At 66.6% G+C, this 12,440-nt stretch carries 10 protein-coding genes; 2 read left to right on the top strand and 8 right to left on the bottom strand.

What is annotated here, in order from left to right:
- Positions 1–12 precede the first annotated feature (12 nt).
- Both fdhF and DSHI_RS06530 read right to left on the bottom strand, forming a co-directional pair.
- On the bottom strand, positions 13–2,814 hold the full coding sequence (gene fdhF, locus DSHI_RS06535) for a formate dehydrogenase subunit alpha (RefSeq protein WP_012177954.1): 2,802 nt from the start codon (positions 2,812–2,814) through the stop codon (positions 13–15).
- A 2-nt stretch (positions 2,815–2,816) separates the two neighbouring features.
- On the bottom strand, positions 2,817–4,514 hold the full coding sequence (locus tag DSHI_RS06530; RefSeq protein ID WP_012177953.1) for an NAD(P)H-dependent oxidoreductase subunit E: 1,698 nt from the start codon (positions 4,512–4,514) through the stop codon (positions 2,817–2,819).
- A gap of 292 nt (positions 4,515–4,806) precedes the next feature.
- Here DSHI_RS06530 and DSHI_RS06525 point away from each other — a divergent pair, with 292 nt between their 5' ends.
- The gene (locus DSHI_RS06525) at positions 4,807–6,072 is read left to right on the top strand and encodes an aminotransferase class V-fold PLP-dependent enzyme (protein WP_012177952.1); all 1,266 of its coding nucleotides are present in this window, start codon (positions 4,807–4,809) and stop codon (positions 6,070–6,072) included.
- A 16-nt stretch (positions 6,073–6,088) separates the two neighbouring features.
- Here DSHI_RS06525 and iolB read toward each other — a convergent pair whose 3' ends face one another.
- From iolB to DSHI_RS06495, 6 genes are all read right to left on the bottom strand, one after another.
- Entirely contained in the window at positions 6,089–6,901 is an 813-nt protein-coding gene (gene iolB / locus DSHI_RS06520; protein ID WP_012177951.1) for a 5-deoxy-glucuronate isomerase, read from the bottom strand.
- Positions 6,902–6,912: 11 nt separating this feature from the next.
- On the bottom strand, positions 6,913–8,082 hold the full coding sequence (locus tag DSHI_RS06515) for a phytanoyl-CoA dioxygenase family protein (RefSeq protein ID WP_012177950.1): 1,170 nt from the start codon (positions 8,080–8,082) through the stop codon (positions 6,913–6,915).
- Positions 8,079–8,321, bottom strand: coding sequence for a hypothetical protein (locus DSHI_RS06510; RefSeq protein WP_012177949.1), 243 nt, complete (start codon positions 8,319–8,321; stop codon positions 8,079–8,081). Before DSHI_RS06510 ends, DSHI_RS06515 begins: the two co-directional genes overlap by 4 nt.
- Positions 8,308–9,102, bottom strand: a complete 795-nt coding sequence (locus DSHI_RS06505; protein WP_012177948.1) for an ATP-binding cassette domain-containing protein — start codon at positions 9,100–9,102, stop codon at positions 8,308–8,310. The genes DSHI_RS06510 and DSHI_RS06505 overlap by 14 nt, the downstream gene beginning before the upstream one ends.
- Position 9,103: 1 nt before the next feature.
- Positions 9,104–10,228, bottom strand: coding sequence for an ABC transporter permease (locus tag DSHI_RS06500; protein ID WP_012177947.1), 1,125 nt, complete (start codon positions 10,226–10,228; stop codon positions 9,104–9,106).
- A 65-nt stretch (positions 10,229–10,293) separates the two neighbouring features.
- Positions 10,294–11,241 (bottom strand): sugar ABC transporter substrate-binding protein, encoded by a 948-nt coding sequence (locus DSHI_RS06495; protein ID WP_044028474.1) that lies wholly within the window; start codon positions 11,239–11,241, stop codon positions 10,294–10,296.
- Positions 11,242–11,413: 172 nt separating this feature from the next.
- Between DSHI_RS06495 and DSHI_RS06490 the strand changes: the two genes are divergently transcribed.
- Positions 11,414–12,412 (top strand): LacI family DNA-binding transcriptional regulator, encoded by a 999-nt coding sequence (locus DSHI_RS06490; RefSeq protein WP_012177945.1) that lies wholly within the window; start codon positions 11,414–11,416, stop codon positions 12,410–12,412.
- Positions 12,413–12,440: the final 28 nt, after the last annotated feature.

The following is a 12,440-nucleotide window of genomic DNA, read 5'->3' as shown; positions in this document are numbered from 1 at the left end:
GCGGGTGCGGGGTTACTGCGCCGCAACTTGCGGATCGTCCAGGGGGTTTTCCACCCGCACGGCGGCGAACTTGAATTCCGGGATCTTGCCATAGGGATCGAGCGCGGCATTGGTCAGGATGTTCGCCGCCGCCTCGACATAGGCGAAGGGCAGGAAGACCATGTCCTCGGCCACGGCCCGGTCGGCGCGCGCCATCACCGTGATCGTGCCGCGGCGGGTGGTCAGGCGCACATGGCCGCCCGGCTCCACCCCCAGCTTGCGCAGGGTCTTGGGATGGAGCGAGCAGTTCGCCTCCGGCTCCACCGCGTCGAGCACGCTGGCCCGCCGGGTCATGGAGCCGGTGTGCCAATGCTCCAGCTGCCTGCCCGTGGTCAGGATCATCGGATAGCGCTCGTCCGGCACCTCGGCGGGCGGGGTGACGCGGGCGGGCGTGAACATCGCCCGGCCCGCGCGGCGCGGAAAGCCGTCGCCGAACACGATGGGCTGGCCCGGATCGTCGTTCGACAGGGACGGATAAGTCACGGCCCCTTCGTTTTCCAGCCGCGACCAGGTGATGTGATGCAGCGAGCGCATGGACATCTTCATCTCGTTGAACACCATACGCGGCGTGTCGTAGTCCCAATCGAGTCCGAGCCGGTTGGCCATGTCGACGATGATGCGCCAGTCCTCGCGCGCCTCGCCGGGGGCGTCGACGGCCTTGCGGCCCATCTGCACCTGGCGGTTGGTGTTGGTCACGGTGCCGGTCTTTTCGGGAAATGCGCTGGCAGGCAGGATCACGTCCGCGTAATTCGCGGTCTCGGTCAGGAAGATGTCCTGCACCACGAGATGGTCGAGATGGGCCAGTGCCTTGCGGGCATGTTCCACATCCGGGTCGGACATGGCCGGGTTCTCGCCAAGGATATACATGCCGCGGATCTCGCCGCGATAGACGCGGTCCATGATCTCGACCACCGTCAGGCCCGGGGTCGCGTCGATCTGGGTGCCCTTCCAGATATGGCGGAACAACTCGCGCACCTCCGGGTCGGTGACGTTCTGGTAATCCGGCAGCACCTGCGGGATCAGCCCCGCATCGGAGGCGCCCTGCACGTTGTTCTGACCGCGCAACGGGTGCAGGCCGGTCCCGGGTCGGCCCACATGGCCGCACAGCAGCGCGAGACTGATCAGGCAGCGGGCGTTGTCGGTGCCATGGATATGCTGGCTGACCCCCATCCCCCAGAAGATCATGCCCGCGCGGGCGCGCGCGAAACTGCGGGCGACGGCGCGGATCTGCGCGGCCTCGATGCCGCAGAGCTCGGCCATGCGTTCGGGCGTGAAGGCGCGGATATGCTCGCGGAACTCGAAGAAGCCTTCGGTGAAGCCCTCGATATACTGCCGGTCGTAGAGTTTTTCCTCGACGATCACGTTCATGATGCCGTTGAGCAGGGCCACATCCGTGCCGGGGCGGAATTGCAGCATGTGCGCCGCGTGACGTTTCAATGCCTGCCCGCGCGGGTCGAGCACGATCAGCTCCCCGCCGCGCTTGGCGAACTGCTTGAAGAAGGTCGCCGCCACGGGGTGGTTCTCGGTCGGGTTGGCGCCGATCACGATCGCCACATCGGCATTCTCTATCTCGTTGAACGTGGCGGTGACCGCGCCGGAGCCGATGTTTTCCATCATCGCCGCCACGGAGGACGCATGACACAGCCGCGTGCAGTGATCGACATTGTTGTGGCCAAAGGCCTGCCGGATCAGTTTCTGGAAGAGATAGGCCTCTTCATTGGTGCATTTGGCCGAGCCGAACCCGGCCACGGATTTGCCGCCATAGAAGCTGCGCAGATCGCCGAGCCCGTGGGCGGCGGCATCGAGGGCCTCTTCCCAGGTGGCTTCGCGGAAATGGGTCCAGGGATTGCCAGGGTCCACGTTCAGCCCCTTTTCCGGCGCGTCGTCGCGACGGATCAGGGGCTTGGTCAGCCGGTGGGGGTGGTGGATATAGTCGAAGCCGAACCGGCCCTTGACGCAGAGCCGCCCTTCGTTCGCGGGCCCGTTGATGCCGTCGGCCTTGACGATCGCGCCATCCTTGACCTTGAGAGAGACCTGGCAGCCGACGCCGCAGAACGGGCAGATGGAGCTGACCTCATCGTCGAAATCCTTGCTGTCGCCCTGCTGCGCCTCGTCGAGGAGTTTCGCCTCCATCAGCGCGCCGGTCGGGCAGGCCTGCACGCACTCGCCGCAGGCGACACAGGTGCTGTCGCCCATGGGATCATCGAGGTCGAACACCGGATAGGCGTCGTGGCCGCGCCCGGCCATGCCGATCACGTCGTTGACCTGCACCTCGCGGCAGGCCCGCACGCACAGCCCGCACTGGATGCAGGCGTCGAGGTTGACGCGCATCGCCACATGGCTGTCGTCGAGCAGCGGGATGCGCGGGCCCTCCAGCTTGGGAAACCGGCTCTCGGTCACCCCGGCCGCATCCGCCATGTCCCAGAAATGGGCGGAGCGGTCATGGGCCTCGGCGCGGGCGGGCTGGTCCGTCACCAGCATCTCGACCACCATCTTGCGCGCGGTTTCGGCCCGGGCCGACGACGTGGTCACGACCATGCCCTCGGACGGTTCGCGGATGCAGGAGGCCGCCAGCACCCGCTCGCCCTCGATCTCGACCATGCAGGCGCGGCAGTTGCCATCGGGGCGGTATCCCGGCGCGGGTTTGTGGCACAGATGGGGGATCTTCAGCCCGCGCCCATTGGCCACCTCCCAGATGGTCTGGCCCGCCTCGGCGGTCACGGTCTGCCCGTCCAGGGTGAAGGTCACGGTCCGCAGTTGTGCGCCATCGGCCATGGTCAGACCTCCTCTGGGAAATGCTTGATCGTGGACAGGATCGGGTTCGGGGCCGCCTGGCCCAGCCCGCAGATCGAGGCATCGGCCATGGCGGTGCAAAGCTCGGACAGCAACCCGGCATCCCAGCGCTCGGCCTGCATCAGTTTGACGGCCTTTTCGCAGCCGACCCGGCACGGGGTGCACTGGCCGCAGCTTTCATCCTCGAAAAACCGCAGCATGTTGAGGGCGGCGTCGCGGGCGCGGTCCTGGTCCGACAGAACGACAACCGCCGCGGAGCCGATGAAGGTGCCCAGAGGTTGCAGCGTGTCGAAATCGAGCGGCACATCCGCCGCCGAGGCCGGCAGCAGCCCCGAGGATGGCCCGCCGGGCTGGAACGCCTTGAAGACATGGCCCTCGGCCATGCCGCCCGCCGCGTCGATGATGTCGAGGATCGTGGAGCCCGCAGGCAGCAGGTAGACCCCCGGCCGCGCGACCCGGCCCGAGACCGAATAGCTGCGCAGGCCCACGCGGTCGTTATGGGTGGTGGCACTCAGCACCTCCGGCCCTTCGCGGCAGATGCGGGCGATCCAGTGCAGGGTTTCGACATTGTGCACCAGCGTCGGCCGCCCGAAAAGGCCCACCTGCGCCACGTAGGGCGGGCGGTGGCGCGGCATCCCGCGCTTGCCCTCGATGCTCTCGATCATGGCGCTTTCCTCGCCGCAGATATAGGCGCCCGCGCCACGGCGCAGCTCGATATGACCCGGCTCGGCGATCCCGGCCTCTTCGAGCGCGGCGATCTCCCGGCGCAGGATTTCGAGCACGGCCGGGTATTCGTCGCGCATGTAGATGTAGCAGCGCTCCGCCTCCACCGCCCAGGCGGCGATCAGCATGCCTTCGAGGAAGAGATGCGGCACCCGTTCGAGGTAATGGCGGTCCTTGAAGGTGCCAGGCTCGCCTTCGTCGCCGTTCACGGCCAGGTAACGCGGCCCGGGATTGGCGCGCACGAAGCCCCACTTGGTCCCCGACGGAAAGCCCGCACCGCCAAGACCGCGCAGCCCGCTTTGCTTTACTTGTGCCTGCACCACTTCCCAATCGCCGGAGGCGCGCAGATCGCGCAGCACACCATAGCCGCCCTCCGCGCGGTAGGCCGCGAGGGTTTCATAGTCGGGGATCGTGGGGTGCGTGTGGTTTGCGGCGATGGCCTGCTGCACCTTTTCCGGGGTGGCGTGGTCGATATGGTTATGTCCCAGCTCCAGCACGGGCGCGGTCGCACAGCGCCCCATGCAAGGCGCGCGCAGCACGCGCACCTGGCCCGGGTCGAGCCCGTCCTCCAGCGCAGATTTCAACGCCTGCGCCCCGGCCAGCTCACACGACAGGGAGTCGCAGACCCGGATGGTCAGGGCCGGTGGCGGGCTCTCGCCCTCCTTGACCACGTCAAAATGGGCATAGAAACTCGCGACCTCGTAAACCTCGGCCTGGGACAGGCGCATTTCCTCGGCAAGGGCGCGCAGATGCGCAGCCGACAGATGGCCGTAGCGGTCCTGGATGAGGTGCAAAAATTCGATCAGCAGGTCGCGCCGCCGCGGCCGGTCGCCCAGCACTTCGCGCAGTTCTGCCCAGGCCTGATCGGTGACCTGCCGGCCCTTGGGGGTCTTGCGGCCGCGCCCGGCGCCCGATGTCCAGACGCCGGTCTTCGTGGCAGATTTTCGATCCAACGCCATGTGCTTGCCTTCCCTGTTGCCATCAGACAGCCGTGAACCGGCCCGCTCCGCAATCCCATAACCGTCGTTTCCGGTCACTATCCGACCCCCGGGGGGATCTCGGGCAGGGTCAAACCGCACCGTTTGTGCCCTTTTGACGCCAAAAGGAAACGTCACGGTCCAGTCTGGCCCTGCTCGGCGGCGCGATCAAGGGCCTGAAGGGGCACATTCAGTCGATTGAACTCGGGGCCGCTTTGTGGTTGCTGGCGCGTGACCCTTCTAGCACAGTTTTCCCGAACCCCGAGCCCCAACCATGCTGCATACCGAACCGACGCTTCTGCAAGACGTGCGCGCGCGCTTCGCCCATGTCGAGACCTGCCCCTTCACCGGCGCGCGGATCTTTTTCGAGAACGCGGGCGGCGCGCTGACGCTCAACAGCGTGGTGGAGACCTCGGCACGGCTTGCCGCGATCCCCGACAACCAGGGCCGCGCCAACGGGGCCTCCGCCGCGCTGATGGAGATGATCGCGAGGGGCCGCGAGGACATGCGGCTCTTCTTCAACGCGCCCGGGGGCGAGGTGATCGTGGGCGAGAGCGGCACCGAATTGCTGTTCCGGCTGATCCGGGCCGCGTGCCTCGGGACGCCGGAGGGGGTGGTGCTGGGCTCCACCGTGGAGCATCCCGCGACCCGGAGTGCGGCGGATCACTGGGCGCGGGCGGCGGGCAAGACCCATGTGCTGGTCGCCCATGACCCAGCAGCCGGGCGGGTCAGCGCGGCCGCCTATGCCGCCGATGTGACCGCGCAGACGCGCGTGGCCACCATCGTGCATACCTCGCCGGTCACGGGGATCGGCATGGACATCGCCGAGATCGCCGCCGAGATCCGCCGCCGTGCGCCCGCCTGTTTCATCATCGTCGACGGCATCCAGCACGCCGCCCACGGGCCGATCGACATCGCAGGCGCCGGGATCGATGGGTATGTGGTCTCGCCCTACAAGATGTTTGCGCGCCACGGCTACGGGGTTGCCTGGCTGTCGGAGCGGCTGGCCGCCCTGCCCCATGAGCACCTGTTGGACGCGCCGGGGGATCCTTGGGAGTTCGGCACCCGCGATACCGCCGCCTATGCCACCTTCACGGATGTGGTGGATTACCTGCAATGGCTGGGCACGTCGGTCGGCGCGAAAGGCGGGCGACGCGCCTGCCTCGAAGCCGCGGGAGGCGCAATCGCCGCCCAGGAGCGCGCGCTGTGCGAGGCGATGCTGCACGGGATCGGCAACCGTGCGGGGCTGGCCGCCCTGCCCGGCGTGCAGATCATCGGAGGGGCCGAGAACCCCCATCGCGAGGGGCTGGTGACCTTTGCCCTGGCGGGGCGCGATTGTGCGCAGGTGGTCGAGAAGCTGAACGCCCGGGGCATCCGCACCCATCTGCGCAAGGCGGATCACTATTCCGGCAGCGTGCTGAAGCCCCTCGGGATCGAGACGAGCACCCGCGTTTCCTTCTGCCATTACAACAGCCTGGACGAGGTATCCGCCTTTCTCGATGCCATGGCCGAGATCGTGGACCGCCCGGACGGTCCCTGACCGCCGCGTCGGGCGCTCAGGCCCGGGCGTCCCGCTCCGCGATCCAGGCGAGGTTCGGGTCCAGTTCGAAGCGCCAGTTGCGGCGCGGCCCGGCCATGACGTTGAGGTAATACATCTCGATCCCGTAAGGCGCGGCGCAGGGGTGGTGGCCACGCGGCACCAGCACCACGTCGCCGTCCTGCACCGCCATGGCCGCGTCGAGCGACAGATCGTCGGTATAGACCCGCTGCATCCCGAACCCGGTCGCGGGGTTGAGCCGGTGGTAATAGGTCTCTTCGAGATAGGTGATGCGCGGAAAGTCGTCCTCGTCATGGCGGTGGCTGGGATAGGAGGACCAGTTGCCCGCAGGGGTGAACACCTCGGTCACCAGCAGGCTGCCGGCGACGTCGCGATCCTCCATGGCGATATTGTGGATGTGGCGCAGGTTCGCGCCGCGGCCCCGCGGGACCATCTCGATCCCCTCCGGTCCGAGCCGCCGCACGGGGTGATTGCCCCGCGCCGGGGCGGTGCAGACCGCGAGGGTGCAGGGTGTGGTCGCGGTGGCGGTCCAGTCGGAGCCGCCGGGGATATAGAGGCAATGGGGCGGGGTCTTGTCGAAGACGTTCATCCGCTGGCCCATCTCGCCGAAAGCCTGCCCGCCGCCGGTGATCTCGGCGCGGCCCTCGACCAGCACGAGGATCGCCTCCCGGTCGCCGGTGGCCTGGGCGGCGCTGTCGCCCGGCGCAAGGTGGTAGAGGTCGAAGCCGACATAGGACCAGCCCGCAGCCTCGGGGGAGATCGCGTGCACCTTGCCGGTGCTCGCGGAGGGTCGGCGCAAGAGATCGGGCATGGCGGGCTCCTTCACGGGGTGCGGCGCGCGGCCTGGGCGTCCAGCGCCGCCTCGAACGCAGCCGGGCTCAGCCCCGCGTCCAGTGCGCGCTGCATCAACTCGGCCTGGGTTTCCGGGGCGAGACTGCCGCTCGGCGGGTCGGTGTCGAGATTTGTGGGAAAGGCGTAGCCTTCGGCGGCGCAGGCGATGACCGCGGAAAGGGCTGCGGACCCCAGGCGTTCCTCGGCCGCCAGACGTTGCAACACGGGATAGAGCGCGCGGCACATGGCGGGGCGATCCAGCGCCTCCATCGCGCGACCGAAGGGGGACGAGACTTGCAGCAGGTTGACCATGCGGTGGATATCCGCGCTGCGGTTCGCCCCGGCCGCATGAAAGAGCGCCGGGTTGAAGAACAGCGCTTCGCCCTTGGCGAGCGGCAGCTGCACATGGGCGCGCTCGAACACCTCGCCAAAGGCCGGGTCATGGAAGGCGAGATAGCCGGTCGGGAACTGCTGCGACCAGGGCAAGAGCTTGGTCGGGCCGCTCTCCACGGGCATGTCGCAATGGGCGATGCCCCCCTGCAGGGTCAGCGCCGGGGACAGGGCATGGACATGGGCGGGGTACCGGGCCGCCTGGTCCGCGCTCTGGAACCCGAGATGGTAGTCGCGGTGCCCCGTCTGCGCGGCCCCGCCGGGGTGCACGAGGTTGATCTGCGCGGTCATCTGGAAACCGGGGCCCAGCCACGCCTCGGCCGCGGCGGTCAGAGCCGGGGTGCCGAAATAGAGCGCGAAGAGCTCGGGATCGGCGCGGCAGAGCTTCTCAAGGCTGTTCCAGATCCGGTCATTGGCCCCTGCGGCGGCGAAATGGTCCGCACCGGGGCCGCCTGCGGATTTCTCCGCGGCGATGATGTCGAGATAGCGGGCCGTGACCGCGTCGAGTATGGCGTGATCCGTCAGCGCGCGGCGCAGCACGAAGACCCCCGGCCCCGCGCCAAGCACCCAGGCCCATTCCGCCATCAGAGCACGGCGCGCGAGACCATCCGCCAAATCCCCCGACCGCACGGTCATGTCGTAAACCGGGATGCCCGATGCGATCTCGGCCGCATGCGGCACGCGTTGCGGATCGAGCTGCTGCGAGATCAGCGCCTCGAAGGCAGGCAGGTCGCAGGCACCGGGTTCGAAATAGCCTTGCGCCGTGGTCATCCGCTATCGGCACCGTCATCCGGGGGATCGAAGTCGAAGGCAAAGACATAGATCGCGTAGACCCCGATACCGCCCGCCAGGAGTGCCCAGAACGGGTTGCCCATGCTCACCTCGACACCGGTCCAAAGCGCCAGAACCAGCACCATCGCCACCCGGCGCCAGACCGGGCGGAAGAACGGCACGCGCAGGTCGAGCACGGCCTTGCGCCGCCGCTTCGGCTTGGGATCAGACGGTGCCACCGAGAGACCCTTCGAGCGTCGCGAGCTCCTGCCCGCCGGCCATCATGTCCTGCAATTCTTCGGGGGTGATTTCCCCACGCTCTGCCGTGCCCAGGGTCTGGCCCCGGTTGAGCACCGTGAACCGGTCGCCCACGGCCATGGCGTGGCGCACATTGTGGGTGATGAACACCACCGCGACCCCCTGCTTGCGCACCTTGTCGATGGTGGCCAGCACGTTGGAGGTCTGACGCACCCCAAGCGCGGAGGTCGGCTCGTCCAGGATCAGCACCTTGGCCCCGAAATAGACAGCGCGCGAGATCGCGACGGTCTGGCGCTCACCGCCCGAGAGCGTGCCCACCGCCTGGTCCGGGCCGCGCAGGTTGATGCCCATCTTGCGCATCTCTTCCATGGTGACCCGGTCGGCGAACTCGCGGTCGAGGAAATTGATGCCCGCGATCTTCTTCACCGGCTCGTTACCCATGAAGAAATTGCGGCTCACCGACATCAGCGGGATCATCGCGAGGTGCTGATGGACGGTGGCGATCCCGGCCTCCATCGCGTCGCGAGGGTCTTCGAAGTGCATCGGTCTGCCTTCGAAGATGATCTCGCCCTTGGTGGGCTTGTGCACCCCGGACATGGTCTTGATGAAGGTCGACTTGCCCGCCCCGTTATCGCCGAGCAGGCAGTGACACTCGCCCGGGAAGATATCGATGGACACCCCGGCGAGCGCGATGACCGCGCCGAAGTGTTTCTCGATGTTCTTCATCTGGATGATGGGGGCGCGGTTGGTTCTGGAGTCCATGTCAACGCTCCCCCGTGATCATGCGCCGGATATAAGTGTTCAGGATCACCGCGCCGAGCAGGATGACCCCCAGGAACACCCGGAAGAGCGAGCTTTCGACCCCGGCGAAAAACAGCCCCTGCTGGACCACGCCGAAGATCAGCGCACCAAGGGCCGCCCCGATCACCGACCCGTAACCGCCGGTCAGGAGCGCGCCGCCGATCACCACGGCGATGATCGCCTCGAATTCCTTCAGAAGCCCGCGATCCGCGCCCGCAGAGCCGAACTCCATCACCTGGCAGGTGGCGAAGACGCAGGCGCAGAAGGCGGTAAACATGAACATCAGGATCTTGACCTTGTTCACGGGCACGCCGGAATTGCGCGCGGCCTCCGCATCCCCGCCGGCGGCGAAGATCCAGTTGCCGAAGCGGGTGCGGGTCAGCAGGATATGACCGAATGCGATCAGCAGCAGCGCCCAGATCACCAGCATGGGCAGACCGTCGATCACCGCCTCCCCCGCGCGGTTACCGCGAGAGAAGGTCTCGATCACGCCGATATCGCCGAGCCATTGGAAAAACCCGTTGCCGATCTTGCCGCCGAAGACCGGCGCCAGCCAGTCGCCTTCGGCCGCGTCGCGGATGCCTCCGATGATGGTTTTGCTTTCCAGCGTCTGGGGGATGAAGATGGTGAAGCCACGCAGGATGAACAAGAAAGCGAGCGTCACGATGAAGCTCGGCAGGCCGGTTCGGATCACGATCGCGCCATTCAGTGCCCCGATGGACAGGCAAATGGCGAAGGTGATCAGGATGGCGATCCACATGGGCCAGGCCAGCACCACGCCGAAGACCGCGATCATCATGCCCGCGAAGCCGATCATCGAGCCGACCGACAGGTCAAACTCGCCCGCGATCATCAACAGGCACGCGCCCACGGCGATGATCATGAATTGTGCCGAGACAAGGGTCCAGTTCAGGACCCCTTGCGGCGTGAACATGCCGCTGTCGAAGGCGGTCAGAAAGAAGAAGACAAAGACGATGACAGTGCCGCAGATCCCGCCCAACTCGGGACGGATCAGGGCCTGACGGAACTTCGATGTCTGTTTGATACGTTCATCGACAACGGGCGCCGGCGGTGCTGTCTCGGTCATGATTTCCCCCAAAGATCAGATAGAGACAACAGGGGCGGCCGGTTGCCGGGCCGCCCCTGTATGGATTAGCGGTACTCGCCCGCGAAGGCCTCGACCTTCTCCAGACCGGAGGCGGTCACGAAGCCTGGGCCGGAGTTGATGTTGTTGCCCGGCAAAACCCCGTAGCGGTCCCAGTTGGCCAGGATCACCACCGGCATGTAGGCCTGCAGGAAGGGCTGCTGGTCGATGCCCCAGTTGATGGTGCCGTCCTTGATCGCCTTCACGATTTCCTCGCCCAGATCGAAGGTGCCGAAATGGATTTCGCCCGCCAGGCCCATCTCGTTCAGCGCCGCGATGGTCGGGTCCGCCGAGACCGGGCCGAGGGTCAGGATGCCATCGACGTCTTCATTCGTGGACAGGTAGGCCATGACCTTGTTCTTGATCTCGGCGGGGTCGGTGCCGCTGTCCATCATCGCATCGCCCAGCTCGATCCCGAGCCCGTCGGCATAGCCGCGGCAGCGCTCGCCCACGGTGGGCTGCTGGATCGCGTGGTTCACGCAAAGAAACTTGGTGACCCCCTCGCCCTTGGCGCGCTGCCCGGCGGCGAAGCCCGCGTCGTACTCGGGCTGGCCGACATACATCAGGGCGCCGATCTCGCGGGCCTGTTCGGGTGTGCCGGTATTCATGATGATGACATCGATGCCCTGATCGACCGCGTTCTTGATCGGCCCTTGCAGCACGTCGAAATCCGCCAGCGTGGTGATGATGCCATCGGGCGCGGAGGCCGCGGCCTGCTCGATGATTCGCGCCATGTCGGCAATGTCACCGGTGGGCGGGTTGCGGTATTCGACCGACACGCCCATCTGCTCGCCCGCCAGCGCGATGCCGTTCTTGATGGTGTTCCACCAGGTGTCACTGTCGGGTGCATGGCTGACCAGCACGTAATTCAGATCATCGTCACTCTGCGCGAAGGATGCGAAAGGTGCCGCGACCAGTGCGGCACCAAGCGCCACCGATTTCAGGATGGTTTTCATGTCGTCCTCCCAGACTATGTCCGCGCGCATCTCGGGCGCGCCTGTCACACCAGACGGATGGCCCGCCTTCCCCTGACACAAGCACAAGGTCCGTCAAAATGCAACCGGTTGCAAAATATGGTTCCAATTTTCTGACAGCTCTTCTATCTTCCCTGCAGGCACAGGAGGAACGATGCCTGTCACTTTGAAAGAAGTCGCGGAACGCGCCGGGGTTTCGCGGTCGGCGGTCTCGCGGACCTTCACCGAGGGCGCGTCGGTCTCGCCCAAGACCCGCCGCAAGGTTGAAAAGGCCGCGGTGGAGCTTGGCTATCGGCCCAATGCGCTCGCCTCGTCGCTGACGACCGGGCGGACCAAGCTGATCGGGCTGATCTCGAACAACTTCCGCAATCCGCTCTTTCTGGAGGTGTTCGACCTCTTCACCCGGCTGTTGCAGGAGCGCGGGTTGCGTCCGCTGCTGGTGAACCTGTCGGACGAGAACGACCCGGAAAACTCGATCAGCATGCTGCGGCAATACTCGGTCGACGGAGTGATCGTCGCCTCGTCGACGTTGCCCCCCAGTTTCTCCAAGGCGTTCCGGGATGCCGGGATTCCGGTTGTCCATTCCTTCGGACGCTTTGCCAGCGCGCCCCATGTCCACGTGGTGGGCATCGACAATATCGAATGCGGCCGGATGGCGGCGCGCACCCTGCTGGCGCGCGGCTACCACAAGATCGGGTTCATGGGCGGCCCCCGCGAGGCCACCTCGACCATTGATCGCCGCGAGGGATTCCACCAGGTCGTCGCCCGCCGCAACGGCATCGAGGTCTCGGAAAGCTTCGCTGCCGCCTATTCCTTCGACGCAGGCAAGACCGAGATGTCCCGGCTGTTGCAGCACGGCCCGGCGGAGGCGTATTTCTGCGGCGATGATGTTCTGTCCATAGGCGCGCTGGCCGCGATCGAGGCGGCGGGCCTGCGCGTGCCCCAAGATGTCGGGATCATCGGTCTCAACGACATGGAAATGGCCGGCTGGAGCAATCTGGACCTCACCACCATTCGTCAGCCCGTGCAGCAGATCATCAGCAGTTCCATCGAGTTGGTCGTGGCCATGCTCGAAGAGCCGGACCGATATCCCGAGGCCCGGCTCTTTGCCTGCGAGGTGATCGAACGGGGGACGCTGCGCCCCGTGCCCTGAGGCCGCTCGGCCAGAACCCTGCGCGCAG

This window comes from Dinoroseobacter shibae DFL 12 = DSM 16493, assembly GCF_000018145.1.
Taxonomy (GTDB): domain Bacteria; phylum Pseudomonadota; class Alphaproteobacteria; order Rhodobacterales; family Rhodobacteraceae; genus Dinoroseobacter; species Dinoroseobacter shibae.
This window is presented reverse-complemented; position numbering and strand designations above follow the sequence as displayed.